A 15,821-nucleotide genomic window follows, 5' to 3' on the forward strand; every position below is an offset into this window, starting at 1 on the left:
GTCCAACCCTTTCCCGGCAACGCGATCGCGACTCCGTAGGGGCCCGGCGAATCCGGCGTGAGCGGAGAGAGCGTCACGGGCTGACCGAGCTGCTGACAACCGATGAACTAACAAGCAGGCTTGACTGTTTGTTAGTTGGAGGTGAGACTCGGCTCGTGTCCGAGACCGCGACCGCACCCGCGACCACCCGGCAACGCCAGGCCGACCGCAGCCGGGAGACCAGGCGAAAACTCATGGTCGCCACGGTGGAGTGCCTGGTGGAGCGAGGCTGGGCGGGCACGACGACGACTCTGGTCGCCGAGCGCGCCGGGGTCTCGCGAGGCGCCCAGCTGCACCACTTCCCGACCCGGGCCGAGTTGGTCACCGCCGCCGTCGAGCACGTGGGTGCGGAGAGCGTGCAGGTGCTGCGCGAGCGGGCTGCCGAGATCAGCGGCTCCGACGAGCGCACGGTCGCCGTGGTCGGCCTGATCGCCGACTTCTTCGCCAGCCCGCTGTTCACCGCCGCCCTGGAACTGTGGGTGGCCGCGCGCACCGATGCCGAACTACACAAGGTCGTGCTCCCGCTCCAGGCCCGCCTCGGTCGGGAGACCCACCGGCTCGCGGTGGAGTTGCTCGGCGTCGACGACTCCGACGCCGCGGTACGGGTGGCCGTGCAGACCACGCTCGACCTGGCTCGGGGACTGGCGCTGGCGGCGCAGCTCTCCGACGACACCCGCCGCCGCGAGCGGATCGTCCGGCACTGGGCGAGGACGCTCGACCGGGACCTCGCCAACGCCGCCGCTCACAAGCGCACCGATCAGCAGACCTCCGAGGACGAGGGGAACCGATGACGGACCTGATCGCGCTGTCGGCCGACCTGCGCGCCGAGGGCGACGAGCTCGATGCCCTGGTCGCGGGCCTCGACGACCAGAGCTGGCGCACGCCGACGCCCGCTGAGGGGTGGACCGTGGCGCACCAGGTCTCCCACCTCGCGTGGACGGACCGGCTGTCCGTGCTGTCGATCCGCGACCCGCAGCAGTTCACCGCCGAGCTGGGCGACGCGCTGGCCGATCCGACCGGCTTCGTGGAGGCCGGAGCCGCCGAAGGCGCGGTCGAGGACCCGGCGGAGCTGCTGCGCCGATGGCGCCGTGGGCGCAGCGAGCTGACCGCGGCGCTCGCGCTCGCCGACCCGGACACCAAGCTGCCCTGGTTCGGCCCGCCGATGAAACCGCTGTCCATGGCCACAGCGCGAATCATGGAAACCTGGGCGCACGGCCAGGACGTCGTGGACGCGCTCGGCGCCACCCGCCGCCCCACCGCCCGGCTGCGGCACATCGCCCACCTCGGCGTGCGCACGCGGGGATTCGCCTTCCAGGCCAACGGAATGTCCGCACCCGAGGACCCGGTCCGGGTGGAGCTGACCGGACCGGAGGGCGCGGTCTGGTCGTGGGGACCGGAGGACGCGGAGCAGCGGGTCACCGGCTCGGCGCTGGACTTCTGCCTGCTCGTCACCCAGCGGCGCCACCTCGACGACCTCGACGTGACCGCGACCGGAGAGGTGGCGCGGACATGGCTGGGCATCGCCCAGGCCTTCGCCGGTCCACCCGGTGGCGGCCGGACGGCGGGGCAGTTCTCATGAGTGCGGTCAGCTCTCCTCTCCTGATCGGCAATGCCTCGGGCTTCTACGGAGACCGGTTCAGCGCGGTGCGCGAGATGCTCGACGGCGGCCCGCTGCACGTGCTCACCGGCGACTACCTGGCCGAGCTGACCATGCTCATCCTCGGCCGGGACCTGATGAAGGACCCCAAGCTGGGCTACGCCAAGACCTTCCTCCGGCAGATGGAGACCGGCCTCGGGCTGGCCAAGGACAAGGGCGTGCGGATCGTCGCCAACGCGGGCGGCCTCAACCCGGCCGGGCTCGCCGACGCCCTGCGCGAGCTGGTGGACCGCCTCGGCCTCGCGATGTCGGTGGCCCACGTCGAGGGCGACGACCTGCGGGGGCGGGCCGCCGAGCTGGGCCTCGGTGAACCGCTGACCGCCAACGCCTACCTCGGTGCGCAGGGCATCGCCGAGTGCCTGCGCGCGGGCGCGGACGTGGTGGTGACCGGCCGGGTCACCGACGCGTCCCTGGTGGTCGGGCCCGCGATCGCGCACTTCGGGTGGAGCGCGCATGACCTGGACCAGCTCGCCGGTGCCACCGCCGCGGGCCACGTCCTGGAGTGCGGGGCGCAGGCCACCGGCGGCAACTACTCGTTCTTCACCGAGATCGCCGACCTCGACCGTCCGGGATTTCCCCTCGCGGAGCTGCACTCCGACGGCAGCTCGGTCATCACCAAGCACCCGGGCACCGGGGGAGCGGTGACCGTGGACACCGTCACCGCGCAGCTGCTCTACGAGATCGGCGGGCCGAGCTATCCGGGCCCGGACGTGACCGCCCGTTTCGACACCGCCGAACTGACCCAGGAGGGCCCGGACCGGGTCCGGATCTCCGGCGTCCGCGGTTTTCCACCTCCTTCCACGCTGAAGGTCTGCCTGAACACCGTCGGGGGGTGGCGCAACACCACCACGTTCGTCCTCTGTGGACTGGACGTCGAGCCGAAGGCCGACCTCGTCCGGCGCCAGCTCGAGTCCGCGATCGGAGCGGAGGGCCTGACCTGGACCCTGGCCCGCACCGATCACGCCGACGCCGAGACCGAGGAGACGGCGAGCGCCCTGCTCCACGTCACCATCAAGACCACGGATCCGAAGCGGGCCAAGGCCTTCTCCCGCGCCGCGGTCGAACTCGCGCTCGCGTCCTATCCCGGGTTCCACGTCACCGCTCCACCCGCCGACGGCACGCCCTTCGGCGTCTACCGCGCGGGTTACGTGCCCAGGGAGGCCGTCCCGCACGTCGCCGTGTTGCCCGGCGGCGACCGCGTCGAGATCGCCGAGGTCGGCCATGACCAGCCGGACCGGCTCCTCTCCTGGGACGACGAGATCCCGCCGTCACCGCAGGAACCGACCGAGAAGGCTCCCCTGGGCACTGTGTTCGGTGCGCGCTCAGGTGACAAGGGAGGCGATGCCAACCTCGGTGTGTGGGCGCGGTCCGACGCGGGCTTCCGGTGGCTGGTGCACGAACTCACCGTGGACCGGCTCCGCATGCTGCTGCCGGAAGTGGCCGATCTGGACGTGGAGCGCCACCAGTTCGCCAACCTGCGCGCGGTGAACTTCGTCGTGCACGGGTTGCTCGGTGAGGGGGTCGCCTCCTCGACCCGGTTCGATCCCCAGGCCAAGGCGCTGGGCGAGTGGCTGCGCGCCCGGGTGACCGATCTGCCGGTATCGGTGCTGACGGGGGAGCGATGAGCTTCGAAACCCCGGAACGGCAAGCACTTCGAGACTCCGTGCGCGCCTTCGTGGAGCACCGGGTCCGGCCGTACCTCGCGGACTGGGAACGCGCGGGCGAGGTCCCCCGTTCCCTGCACCGCGAGGCCGCCGACGCGGGACTGCTCGGCATCGGTTTCGACGAGAAGGTCGGCGGTGAGGGCGGCGATCTCGTCGATGTCTCCGTGGTCACCGAGGAACTGATCCGCGCGGGCGGCTCCTCGGGACTGGTCGCGGCGCTGTTCACCCATGGCATCGCGTTGCCGCACATCGCCGAGGCCGGCGGGGACGAGTTGATCGACCGGTTCGTGCGGCCGACCCTGGCCGGTGAGCTGATCGGCGCGCTCGCCGTGACCGAGCCGGACGGCGGTTCCGACGTGGCCGCTCTGCGCACCCGCGCGGTGCGCGACGGCGACCACTACTTGGTGAACGGGGCCAAGACCTACATCACCTCCGGGGCGCGGGCCGACTTCGTCACCACCGCGGTCCGGACGGGCGAGCCCGGCTGGGGCGGGGTGAGCCTGCTGGTGGTGGAGCGCGCTACGCCGGGGTTCACGGTCAGCCGCAGGCTGGAGAAGATGGGCTGGCACTGTTCGGACACGGCTGAGCTGTCCTTTGTGGACGCCCGAGTGCCGGCGCGGAACCTTGTCGGCGCGCAGGACAGCGGGTTCGCGCATCTCATGCGCCAGTTCCAGGTGGAGCGGCTCAGCCTTGCCGTGCAGGCGTACGCGACCGCGGAACGGTGCCTTGAGCTGACCCTGGCGTGGGTGCGCGACCGCTCGACCTTCGGCAGGCCGTTGGTGAGCCGTCAGCTGGTGCGGCACCGCCTGGTGGAGATGACCCAGCAGATCGAGCTGGCCAGGACCTACGTGCGCTCGGTGGTGCTGGACGTCGCGGAGGGCAAGGAGGTCGTGGCGCAGGTGTGCATGGCGAAGAACGCCGCCGTGCGGGCGTGCGACTTCGTGGTGGACGCGGCCGTGCAGCTGCACGGCGGCTTCGGGTACATGCGGGAGGCCGAGGTGGAGAGGCATTACCGGGACTCCCGGATCCTGGGCATCGGCGGTGGGGCGAGCGAGGTGCTCGCGGACCTGGCCGCCCGGCGGATGGGGTACACGGCGTGACCGTCTTGAAGTCCACAGTGGACACACAGGATCCCGGGCACCTGGCGCGCCGGGAGGCGATGCTCGCCAAGCTCGACGACCTGGCCGCGGAGCACGCCAAGGCGCTGGCGGGCGGCGGGCAGAAGTACGTCGACCGGCACCACAAGCGCGGGAAGATGCTGCCGAGGGAACGCATCGAGCTGCTGATCGACGAGGACTCCGCCTTCCTGGAGCTGTCCCCGCTCGCGGCCTGGGGCACCGACTACGCGGTGGGCGCGAGCGTGGTCACCGGCATCGGCGTGATCTCCGGTGTCGAGTGCCTGATCGTCGCCAACGACCCCACGGTGCGCGGCGGTGCCAGCAACCCGTGGACCCTGCGCAAGACCTTCCGCGCCACCGACATCGCCATGGCGAACCGGCTCCCGGTGGTCAACCTCGTGGAGTCCGGCGGCGCCGACCTGCCGAGCCAGAGCGAGATCTTCATCCCCGGCGGCAGGCTCTTCCGCGATCTCACCAGGGCGTCGGCGGCCCGCGTGCCCACGGTGACCCTGGTCTTCGGCAACTCCACCGCGGGCGGTGCCTACGTGCCCGGGATGAGCGACTACGTGGTGATGGTCAAGGAGCGCGCCAAGGTCTTCCTCGGCGGGCCGCCTCTGGTGAAGATGGCCACCGGCGAGGAGTCCGACGACGAGTCGCTGGGCGGGGCCGAGATGCACGCCAGGACCTCCGGCCTCGCCGACTTCCTCGCCGAGGACGAGCCGGACGCGCTGCGCATCGGCCGCCGCATCGTGGCCCGGCTGAACTGGCGCAAGCACGGGCCCGGCCCGGCGTCGCCGGTCGTCGAGCCGGTGCACGACCCCGAGGACCTGCTGGGCATCGTGCCGACGGACCTGCGCGAGCCGTTTGACCCGCGCGAGGTGATCGCGCGCCTGGTCGATGGCTCGGACTTCGACGAGTTCAAGCCGTCCTACGGGACGAGCCTGATCACCGGATGGGCCTCGCTGCACGGCTATCCCGTCGGGGTCCTGGCCAACGCCAGGGGTGTGCTGTTCAGCGCGGAAGCGCAGAAGGCGACGCAGTTCATCCAGCTCGCCAACGCCTCCGACACACCGCTGCTGTTCCTGCAGAACACCACCGGCTACATGGTCGGCAAGGACTACGAGCAGGCCGGGATCATCAAGCACGGCGCGATGATGATCAACGCGGTGTCCAACAGCACGGTCCCGCACCTGACCGTGGTGATGGGCGCCTCCTACGGGGCGGGCAACTACGGCATGTGCGGCAGGGCCTACGACCCCCGGTTCCTGTTCACCTGGCCCAACGCGAAGTCCGCGGTGATGGGGCCCGCCCAGCTGGCCGGCGTGCTCTCGATCGTGGCGCGGCAGGCGGCGGCCGCCAAGGGACAGCCCTACGACGAGCAGGCCGACGCCGGGCTGCGGGCCATGGTCGAGCAGCAGATCGAGGAGCAGTCCCTCGCGCCCTTCCTGTCCGGCCGCCTCTACGACGACGGCGTGATCGACCCCAGGGACACCAGGACCGTCCTCGGCATCTGCCTCTCCGCGATCCACAGCGCGGAGGTGGCCGGTGCCGAGCGGTTCGGCGTGTTCCGGATGTGAGGAGCGACAGTGATCTCCAGCCTGCTGATCGCCAACCGGGGCGAGATCGCCCGGCGGGTGATCGCGACCTGCCGGGTGCTCGGCATCCGCACCGTCGCGGTGTTCTCCGATCCCGACGCCGGCTCGCCGCACGTGCGGGAGGCGGACGTGGCGGTACGGCTGCCAGGCGCCGCCCCCGCGGAGACCTACCTCCGCGGCGAGCTGCTGATCCGCGCCGCCCGGGACGCGGGGGCCGACGCGGTGCACCCCGGGTACGGGTTCCTGTCGGAGAACGCGGAGTTCGCGCGCGCCGTCCTGGACGCGGGGCTGACCTGGGTCGGCCCGGCGCCGGAGGCGATCGAGGCCATGGGGTCGAAGGTCGCCGCGAAGCGGTTGATGGCCGAGTCCGGGGTGCCGGTGCTGCCGGAGCTGGACCCGGCCGCGGTCACCGAGGCCGATCTGCCCGTGCTGGTGAAGGCCTCCGCCGGGGGAGGCGGGCGCGGCATGCGGATCGTGCGGACGCTCGCCGAGCTCGACGAGGCCGTGCGCTCCGCCCGCGCCGAGGCGGGCAGCGCGTTCGGTGACGACACCGTCTTCTGCGAGCCCTACCTGGAGCGCGGCAGGCACATCGAGGTCCAGGTGCTGGCCGACCGGCACGGCACGGTGTGGGCGCTCGGTGAGCGCGAGTGCTCGATCCAGCGCCGCTACCAGAAGGTCGTCGAGGAGGCGCCGTCGCCCGCGGTGGACGCCGAACTGCGCGCCGCCCTGTGCTCGGCCGCCGTCGCCGCGGCTCGGGCGATCGACTACGTCGGCGCGGGGACCGTCGAGTTCATGTTGTCCCCCGAGGGAGACTTCTTCTTCCTGGAGACCAACACGCGGCTTCAGGTCGAGCACCCGGTCACCGAGTGCGTCACCGGTGTCGACCTGGTCCGGGCGCAGCTGGAGATCGCCGAAGGCGCCCGGCTCCCGGAGGAACCGCCCGCGGTGCGCGGGCACGCGATCGAGGTGCGCCTCTACGCGGAGGACCCCTCGGCGGACTGGCGCCCGCAGAGCGGTCCGCTGCACCGGTTCGAATTGTCCACAGTGGACACGAAGTTCGCGGTGGGCGCTTCCGTGCACGGGCTGCGGCTGGATTCCGGGGTGGAGAGCGGATCGGTCGTCGGGACGCACTACGACCCGATGCTGGCGAAGGTGATCGCATGGGCGCCGACCCGGGTCGCCGCGGCCAGGCGGCTTGCCTCGGCGTTGGCCGGGGCGCGGCTGCACGGTCCGGGGACCAATCGCGATCTTCTCGTCGACGTGTTGCGGCATAAGGCTTTTGTAGCAGGGGAGACGGACACTTCTTTCCTCGAAACCCATCGGGTGGTGCGACGCCTGGGTGAAAATCGCACAGAGCGACTGTCCGCTCTGGCCGCCGCCGTCGCCGAGAGCAGCGCGGATCGCCGGACCCATCCGGCGATTCCACCCGGGTGGCGCAATCTCCCCTCTCAGTTGCAGCGCAAGAGATTCGCCGGATCGAGTGGCGAGCACGAGGTCGCCTACCGGCTGGAGCGCGGACGGCTCCTCTGCGATGAGGACGTGGTCCTGTTTGACAGCGGGGAAAACCGGGTTACTTTCGACGTCGCCGGGGTGCGACGGACGTTCCACGTCGCGACGTACGGCGACCGCGTCTTCGTCGATTCCGACCTGGGATCGGTTGCGCTGCAACGGATTCCGCGCTTCACCGATCCGGCCGAGTCGATCGCCGAGGGGTCGCTGCTCGCGCCGATGCCCGCGACCGTGGTGGAAATCGTGGCCGAGGCGGGCCGGCGCGTCGAGGCGGGCGCGGAGCTGGTCGTGCTGGAGGCCATGAAGATGCGGCACTCGGTGCGGTCCCCGGGTGCCGGGGTGGTCGAGGCGATCGAGGTCAAGGTGGGAGATCAGGTGGAGGCGGGCGCGGTGCTGGCCGTGGTGGGCGTTGAGGAGGAGGGGTAGTGGATTTCCGGGAGACCGACGAACAGCGGGCCTTACGGGCCGCGGTCGCCGCGCTGGCCGCGAAGTACGGCCACGGCTACTGGGTCGAGAAGTCCAAGCGCGGTGAGCGCACCGACGAGCTGTGGCGCGAGGCGGGCCAGCTCGGCTACCTCGGCGTCGCCGTTCCCGAGCAGTACGGCGGCGGGGGCGGGGGCATCACCGAACTCGCCATCGTGTGCGAGGAACTGGCGGCGGGTGGTTGTCCGCTGCTGCTGATCGTGGTCTCCCCGGCGATCGCCGCGACGGTGATCGCCAAGTCCGGGACGGAGGACCAGCGCAAGACCTGGCTGCCGGGATTCGCCGACGGTTCCACGAAGATGTCCTTCGCGATCACCGAACCGGACGCGGGTTCCAACGCGCACCACATCAGCACGACCGCGCGGCCGGACGGCGACGGCTGGCGGCTGAGCGGGCGGAAGTACTACATCTCCGGCGTGGACGAGACCGACGCGACGCTGGTGGTGGCGCGCCTGGAGGACGCGCGGACGGGCAAGCTCCGGCCCGCGATGTTCATCGTGCCGACCCACGCCCCCGGCTACGAACGGCACGAGATCCCGATGGAGATCACCGCGCCGGAGCGGCAGTACACGGTGTTCTTCGACGACGTGCGGCTCCCGGCCGAGGCACTGGTCGGCGGCGAGGACGCGGGGCTGACCGCGTTGTTCGCCGGGCTCAACCCGGAGCGGATCACCGTGGCCGCGTACGCGACGGGGATGGGCAGGTACGCGCTGGGCAAGGCCGGCGACTACGCGCGCACCCGCAGCGTGTGGGGCGATCCGATCGGCGCGCACCAGGCCATCGCGCACCCGTTGGCCAAGGCGCACGTGGAACTGGAGCTGGCGCGGCTGGCGGTGCAGCGGGCGGCGTGGGCCTACGACCGCGACGATCCGAGCGCGGCGGAGGCAGCCAACATCGCGAAGTACGCGGCGGGCGAGGCGGTGATCAACGCCGTGGACACCGCGGTGCAGACGCACGGTGGCAACGGGATGGCGACGGAGTACGGCGTCGGCACGCTGTGGGCCGCGGCGCGCGTCGCGCGGATCGCTCCGATCAGCCGGGAGATGATCCTCAACTTCGTCGCCCAGCACTCCTTGGGACTGCCGAAGTCCTACTGAGACGCGAGGAGTCATCGAGTCGAGAGGGGAGGTGGATGAGCCGAAACCCTTGCCCGGGAAAGGAAGCTGCCGAGTCGGTGTGAAAAGTCTTCAGGAAGCTCTCCGGCGCCGAGGTGGTCCTGCTGCCAGCTCTGTCCGGTGGCCCTGCTGGACGCGATTCGCCGCGCGAACGCGGAACCTGTGGGGCCGCGCGGTGCTCCGAACGAGCGGTGGTGTGACGAGCGCAATGATCGACCTGTGCAACGCGCCGCGGTGATCCGTCGATGCCCCAGGTGAGGCGACTATGCGGTGGGGGTAGTGGTGGGTCTGGCGTTTCGGGCGTTCCGGGTGCGGCGTGGGGAGGGAGGCGAGGCCGACCAGCGGGCAGCCGGGCGAGCGGCGATCATGCCCACCATGCTGTACGGCCCCGAAGTCCCCGACGACGCCTCGGTGCACCAGGTGCTCGACCTCGCGCTGCGCATCGGTGAACTCCAGATGGCCAGCGGTGCCGGCGCGGCCGACGTCACCTCGACCATGCTCACGGTCACCAACGCGCTCGGCATGCCCAGCTGCGAGGTCGACGTGATCTTCACGTCGATCACCATCTGCTGCCACCGCGGCTACACCGCGGCGCCGGTGACCACGACCCGCGTGGTCCGCTCGCGCAGCATGGACTACACGCGGCTGGCCGAGGTGGAGCGGCTGGTGCGGCGGATCGCGCGCGGCGGGCTCAGCACGGAGCAGGCCAGGCTGGTGCTGGACGAGATCAGCTCGGCACCGCACCCCTACCCGCGCTGGGTGGCCACCCTCGCCTGGTCCGGGATGGCCGCGGCGGTGGCGGTGCTGCTCGGCGGCGGGCTGCTGCTCGCGGTGATCGCGGCCCTGGCGACCGCGCTGATCGACCGGATCGGCCGGATGGTCAACCGCATCGCGCTGCCGTTCTTCTTCCAGCAGGTCATCGGCGGCGCGCTGGCCACGGGCATCGCGCTCGGGGTGAACGCCCTGCAGGGCAGCGAGGGATCGCTGCGGCCGACGCTGGTCATCGCCGCGGGCATCGTGGTGCTGCTGTCCGGGCTCTCCCTCGTCGGCGCCGTGCAGGACGCGATCACCGGCTTCAACGTGACCGCGGCCGGGCGGGCCATGGAGATCACGCTGATGACGATCGGACTGGTCATCGGCGTGGTGCTGGTGCTCAAGCTCGGCGTGGTCCTGGGCTCCCCGCTGACCGTGGGCGAGCCGATCCCGCCGCTGCTGGCCCACCTGCCCGCGATGATCGCGGCGGGCGCGGCGACCTCGTTCTGCTTCGCCCTGGCCAGCTACGCCACGCTGCGCACCCTCTTCCTGGCCGGGCTGGCCGGGGCGGCGGGCATGGCCAGCTACGGCGCGCTGATGCTGATCGGCACGGACATGATCGTCGCCTCGGCCGGGGCGGCGGCGCTGATCGGTTTCGTCGGCGGCGTGGTCGCGCGGCGGCTGAAGGTCTCCCCGCTGGCCATCGCGGTCTCCGGGATCACCCCGCTGCTGCCCGGTCTCACCACCTACCAGGCGCTGTTCAAGCTCACGGTGGACCAGGACGTGGCGGGCGGGATGCAGGCGCTGTTCCTCGCGCTGGGCATCGGCCTGGCCCTGGCCGCGGGCGTGGTGCTCGGCGAGTACCTGGCCCAGCCGGTGCGCACCGGGCTGAGCCGCCTGGAGCGCAGGCTCGCCGGCCCGAGGTTCAGCGGCCCGCTGCGGTAGTGACCCGGACGAGGTGCGCCGAGCTGGCCAGCTAGCCTTGGCAGGCTCGAAACACCCGACCAAGGAGAAGCACTCCCGTGATGCGCACGCACGAGGCCGGAAGTCTCCGCGCCGAGCATGCAGGCCAGACCGTCACCCTCACCGGCTGGGTGGCGCGGCGTCGCGATCACGGCGGGGTGATCTTCATCGATCTCCGGGACGCCTCCGGCGTGGTCCAGGTGGTCTTCCGCGAGGGCGAGATGGCCACGCGCGCGCACCGGCTGCGCGCCGAGTTCTGCCTGCGCGTCGTCGGCACCGTCGAGGTCCGCCCCGAGGGCAATGAGAACCCCGACATCCCCACCGGCGCCGTCGAGATCACCACCACCGACCTCGAGGTGCTCAACGAGTCCGCGCCGTTGCCCTTCCCGCTCGACGAGCACGTGGAGGCGGGCGAGGAGATCCGGCTCCGGCACCGCTACCTCGACCTGCGCCGCTCCGGCCCGGCCCGGGCGCTGCGGATGCGCAGCGAGGTCAACCGCATCGCGCGGACGGTGTTGCACGCCAACGACTTCGTCGAGATCGAGACGCCGACGCTGACCCGCTCCACCCCCGAGGGCGCCCGCGACTTCCTGGTGCCCGCGCGGCTGCAGCCGGGTTCCTGGTACGCGCTGCCGCAGTCGCCGCAGCTGTTCAAGCAGCTGCTGATGGTCGGCGGCATGGAGCGCTACTACCAGATCGCCCGCTGCTACCGGGACGAGGACTTCCGCGCCGACCGGCAGCCGGAGTTCACCCAGCTCGACATCGAGATGAGCTTCGTCGACCAGGACGACGTGATCGCGCTGGGCGAGCAGGTGATCTCCGCGCTGTGGAAGGAGCTGGCCGACCACGAGATCCCGCTGCCGATCCCGAGGATCAGCTACGCGGACGCGATGGCCCGCTACGGCAGTGACAAGCCGGACCTGCGCTTTGGCGTGGAGCTGACCGAGCTGACCGAGTACTTCGCCGACACCCCGTTCCGCGTCTTCCAGGCGCCCTACGTCGGCTGCGTGGTCATGCCGGGCGGGGCGAGCCAGCCGCGCAAGAAGCTGGACGCCTGGCAGGAGTGGGCCAAGCAGCGCGGCGCCAGGGGCCTGGCCTACGTGCTGGTCGGTGAGGACGGCACGCTCGGCGGCCCGATCGCCAAGAACCTCAGCGAGAGCGAGCGCGAAGGCCTGGCCAAGGCCGCGGGCGCCAACCCCGGCGACTGCATCTTCTTCGCCGCCGACAAGCCCAACGCCGCGCGCGCCCTGCTCGGCGCGGCCCGCGTGGAGATCGCCCACCGCTGCGGGCTGATCGACGAGGACGCCTGGGCGTTCGCGTGGGTGGTGGACTTCCCGCTGTTCGAGGCCGCGGACGAGAGCGACGACGTCGCGGTGGGCTCGGGCAAGTGGACCGCGCTGCACCACGCGTTCACCTCGCCGACCCCGGACTGCGTCGACACCTTCGAGCAGGACCCGGGCGCCGCCAAGGCCTACGCCTACGACATGGTCTGCAACGGCAACGAGATCGGTGGCGGGTCGATCCGTATCCACCGCGCCGACGTGCAGAAGCGCGTGTTCGAGGTGATGGGCCTGTCCGAGGAGGAGTCGCAGGAGAAGTTCGGCTTCCTGCTCGACGCCTTCAAGTACGGCGCGCCCCCGCACGGCGGCATCGCCTACGGCTGGGACCGCATCTGCATGCTGCTGGCCAAGGCCGACTCGCTGCGCGACGTCATCGCCTTCCCCAAGTCAGGTGGCGGCTTCGACCCGCTGACCTCCGCGCCCGCGCCGATCACGGCGCAGCAGCGCAAGGAAGCCGGGGTCGACTTCAAGCCCAAGCCCACGGAGCCGAAGGAGAGCGCGGGGAGCTGACCCCGTGCTGCACCTGCGGATCGTCTGTCCGCCGGAGCGCACCGAGGCGGTACTCGGTGTGCTCCGCGCGGCGGCGGGCGCCACTCACCTGGTCCTGTTGCCCGGTGCGGGCCTGGAGCCCGCGGGCGACGTGGTCGAGGCCGATGTCGCGCGGGAGGCCGCCGACGACGTGCTGGCCGAGCTGTGCGCGATGCAGCTCGACCACGACGGCGCGATCACGTTGGAGACCATCGACACCTCGCTCTCCGACGCGGCCGACCGCGCCGAGGCCGACGCTCCCGGCGACGGCGCGGACGCGGTGGTCTGGGAGGAGCTGATCGCGCGCACGGGCGAGGAATCCCGGCTCACCACGACGTTCCAGGCGTTCATGACGCTGGCCTGCCTGCTCGCCGCGGTCGGTGTCGTCACCGACTCGCCGGTGACGATCGTGGGCGCGATGGTGGTGGGCCCGGAGTTCGGGCCGCTGGCGGCGATCGCGGTCGGCCTCGTGCTGCGCCGCTGGGACCTCGTCCGCCGGGCGGCGTTGGCCATCGGCGTGGGCTTCCCACTCGCCATGCTGGTCACCGCGGGCGCGGCGGCGTTGGGCGAAACGGGTGGATTGTTCGACCGTGAAGTGTTCAATGGCGCCCAGCACCAGGTGGATTTCGTCTACCAGGTGGGACCGTTCTCGTTGATCGTCGCGCTGCTGGCGGGCGCGGCCGGGATGCTCGCCATGACGTCGGCCAAGTCCGCGGCGTTGGTCGGCGTGTTCATCTCGGTCACCACCGTGCCCGCCGCGGGCTACGCGGCGGTCGCCGCGGTGCTCGGCGACTGGGGCAAGGCGCTGGAGTCCAGCGCGCAGCTCGCGGTCAACCTGCTGGGCATCGTGGTCGCAGCGGCGCTGGTGTTGTGGCTGAGGTACCGGCGGAACCGGTTCAGTTCCGCCGGGGCCAACGGCCGCCCGCTGGCAGCCGGGTGAACACCGGAAATGTCATCCCCTCGTCACCCGTTGCGCGAGTGACGAGACCGTGCGGAAACGTCATCCTTGAGATGTTTGGGTAGCGATCCCAGGAGGTATCACCGTGGCCGTGTCCCTCGGCGGTGGTGCGCGTTTGCCGGAGTGTAACCAGATCATGTCGGAACGTAGCGAGTGGCGGGGGTAGGTTCGGTGACGATGAGCGTGGACATCACCACCGGCCTGGCGGCACCGCACACCGCGGAACCGCACAATGCCGTGCGCTCCGACGTCGAAGCCGCGACGACCGTCGCGGCGGCGGAGTCCGTGCTGAGTCGTCGTTTCGGCGCGCCCGTGCGGCTGGACGCCGACGAGGACCTCGGCGGTAGCGACCGTTCCGTGGTGCTGCGGGTGCGGGTCGCGGAGACGCCGTTCTCGTTGCCACGGACCATGGTCGTGAAGCACTACCACGACCACACCGACAACGGCAGGCCCGATCCCTTCGCCCACGAGGCCGCGAGCAGCCAGCTCTTCACCGCGCTCACCGCGCCGGAACGGGTCAGCCCGGAGCTGATGGCGCACGGGGTGGCCGAGCGCGTGCTGGTGATGGAGGACCTGGGCCGCGCGCCGACCCTGGCGGACAAGCTGCTCGGCGAGGACCCGCGGGCCGCGGAGAGCTCGTTGCTGGCGTGGGCCCGCGCGCTGGGCAGGCTGCACGCCACCACCGCGGGCCGTGAGGCGGACTTCGACGCGCTGATGCGTCGTCTCGGCGAACGTTCGTGGCGGGACCCGATCGCCAACGAGGCCCGCGTCGCGCTCACCGAGCTGCCCGAACTCCTGTCGGAAGCCCTTGGCGTGCAACGGAATCCGGACGCGGAGGCGCACGCGGCCGGTACCGCGCACCTGCTGGAGGGCACCCGCTACCGCGCGTTCAGCCCCTCGGACGTCTGCCCGGACAACAACCTCGTGACCAGCAAGGGCGTGCGGTTCCTGGACTTCGAGTGGGGCTGCATGCGCGACATCGCGCTGGACGCGGCCTACCTGCGGGTGCCGTTCCCGTCCTGCTGGTGCTCCTTCTCGCTGCCGCCGGGCATGACCGAGGCGATGCTCGCCGCGTGGCGGGCCGAGGTCAGCGTGGTGTGGCCGGACCTGGACGACGACGCGGTGCTGCTGCCGAGGCTGCTCGACGCGCAGGTGCTGTGGGTGTGGCTGTCCACCTGGTGGCTGCTGCCGCGCACCACCGAGCAGGACGGCCCGATCGACCCGAACATGGTGTCGCCGCGCCGCAGCGCCGCGCTCGCCGACCGGTGGCGGCGGTTGCACACCGACGCGGTGGCGTGCGGGCGGATCGCGGTCGCCGAGCACGCTCGCGCCGTTGCCGAAGCAATCGTTTCCCGGTTCGGGGCGGAGGCCGAGCGGCTGCCGCTGTACCCGGCCTTCCGCTAGTGAACCGGCCGCGGTCCCGGGCGTCTGCCGGGCTGCCGCCGATGACGCCGCAACAGTAGTCGACGCGGCGGTGCGGCTGACCGTCCGCCGTTCTCCTTACGCACTGAATGAGTCATTGAGGTACTTGAACGCACCGAATGACTCATTCAGTGCGTGCGGCGCGCCGCTGGACGAGTTCTTCGACGGCGCTGGGCAGGGTCGTGTCGAAGTCGATCAGCTTGGCCCACGTCGGGGTCACCACGATCCGGACCATGCCGTCGTAGAGCGAGCGGACCTCGGCCTCCCACGCGACGCGCTGCTCCGGAGTCATCTCGTAGCTGCCGTTCATCTGCAGGTACTCGGCGGGGATGCCCTCGACGAGGTCCAGCTCGGCGCGGCCGCGGACGAGCAGGATCTTGGGCGGGTGGGCTTCGGTGTCGATCGTCAGCGCGACCATCGGGTTCGCGCGCAGGGACGGCAGCTTCGGGGCGTTCGTCGTGGTGCACATGACGATCTCCGAGCCGTTCCAGGTGAACGCGATCGGGACGACGCGGGGCGTGCCGTCCTTGGCGACGTAGGACAGCCTGGTCAGGTCGCGGGCCAGCAGTTCCTGGCTCAGCGGGCGGTTCAGGACCTCGGTGATCTCGTTCGGCTGCACGGCCGGCTCCTTCCGGGAGGGGTAGGTGCCCCTGGGACGGAGCGCGTTCGCCGTTCTC

The 15,821-nt window shown here is 71.3% G+C and carries 12 protein-coding genes; 11 read left to right on the plus strand and 1 reads right to left on the minus strand.

Annotated features, from left to right (window positions below):
• Positions 1-233: 233 nt before the first annotated feature.
• The 11 genes from BLT28_RS38425 (at position 234) to BLT28_RS38475 (ending at position 15,126) form a co-directional block, all read left to right on the plus strand.
• Positions 234-830, plus strand: a complete 597-nt coding sequence (locus BLT28_RS38425; protein ID WP_052407430.1) for a TetR/AcrR family transcriptional regulator — start codon at positions 234-236, stop codon at positions 828-830.
• Positions 827-1,618 (plus strand): TIGR03084 family metal-binding protein, encoded by a 792-nt coding sequence (locus BLT28_RS38430; protein WP_030430110.1) that lies wholly within the window; start codon positions 827-829, stop codon positions 1,616-1,618. Before BLT28_RS38425 ends, BLT28_RS38430 begins: the two co-directional genes overlap by 4 nt.
• A complete protein-coding gene (locus tag BLT28_RS38435) occupies positions 1,615-3,321 on the plus strand; it encodes an acyclic terpene utilization AtuA family protein (RefSeq protein ID WP_030430109.1) in 1,707 nt (568 codons plus the stop codon). Before BLT28_RS38430 ends, BLT28_RS38435 begins: the two co-directional genes overlap by 4 nt.
• Positions 3,318-4,460, plus strand: coding sequence for an acyl-CoA dehydrogenase family protein (locus BLT28_RS38440; protein WP_030430108.1), 1,143 nt, complete (start codon positions 3,318-3,320; stop codon positions 4,458-4,460). The genes BLT28_RS38435 and BLT28_RS38440 overlap by 4 nt, the downstream gene beginning before the upstream one ends.
• Complete coding sequence (locus tag BLT28_RS38445; protein ID WP_030430107.1) at positions 4,457-6,055, plus strand: acyl-CoA carboxylase subunit beta; 1,599 nt, start codon at positions 4,457-4,459, stop codon at positions 6,053-6,055. Before BLT28_RS38440 ends, BLT28_RS38445 begins: the two co-directional genes overlap by 4 nt.
• Positions 6,056-6,064: 9 nt before the next feature.
• Positions 6,065-8,008, plus strand: a complete 1,944-nt coding sequence (locus tag BLT28_RS38450; protein WP_030430106.1) for an acetyl/propionyl/methylcrotonyl-CoA carboxylase subunit alpha — start codon at positions 6,065-6,067, stop codon at positions 8,006-8,008.
• A complete protein-coding gene (locus BLT28_RS38455) occupies positions 8,008-9,162 on the plus strand; it encodes an acyl-CoA dehydrogenase family protein (RefSeq protein WP_030430105.1) in 1,155 nt (384 codons plus the stop codon). The genes BLT28_RS38450 and BLT28_RS38455 overlap by 1 nt, the downstream gene beginning before the upstream one ends.
• A 384-nt stretch (positions 9,163-9,546) precedes the next feature.
• Complete coding sequence (locus BLT28_RS38460) at positions 9,547-10,878, plus strand: threonine/serine exporter family protein (RefSeq protein WP_052407418.1); 1,332 nt, start codon at positions 9,547-9,549, stop codon at positions 10,876-10,878.
• 77 nt (positions 10,879-10,955) lie between these two features.
• Positions 10,956-12,746, plus strand: a complete 1,791-nt coding sequence (aspS, locus tag BLT28_RS38465) for an aspartate--tRNA ligase (protein ID WP_030430103.1) — start codon at positions 10,956-10,958, stop codon at positions 12,744-12,746.
• Positions 12,747-12,750: 4 nt separating this feature from the next.
• A complete protein-coding gene (locus BLT28_RS38470; RefSeq protein ID WP_030430102.1) occupies positions 12,751-13,704 on the plus strand; it encodes a DUF389 domain-containing protein in 954 nt (317 codons plus the stop codon).
• A 195-nt stretch (positions 13,705-13,899) separates the two neighbouring features.
• Positions 13,900-15,126 (plus strand): phosphotransferase family protein, encoded by a 1,227-nt coding sequence (locus BLT28_RS38475; RefSeq protein ID WP_030430101.1) that lies wholly within the window; start codon positions 13,900-13,902, stop codon positions 15,124-15,126.
• A 142-nt stretch (positions 15,127-15,268) separates the two neighbouring features.
• Here the strand turns inward: BLT28_RS38475 and BLT28_RS38480 are convergent, their stop codons facing one another.
• On the minus strand, positions 15,269-15,763 hold the full coding sequence (locus tag BLT28_RS38480) for a pyridoxamine 5'-phosphate oxidase family protein (protein WP_030430100.1): 495 nt from the start codon (positions 15,761-15,763) through the stop codon (positions 15,269-15,271).
• Between the last annotated feature and the right edge of the window lie 58 nt (positions 15,764-15,821).

This window comes from Allokutzneria albata (genome assembly GCF_900103775.1).
In the GTDB taxonomy this organism is placed as follows: domain Bacteria; phylum Actinomycetota; class Actinomycetes; order Mycobacteriales; family Pseudonocardiaceae; genus Allokutzneria; species Allokutzneria albata.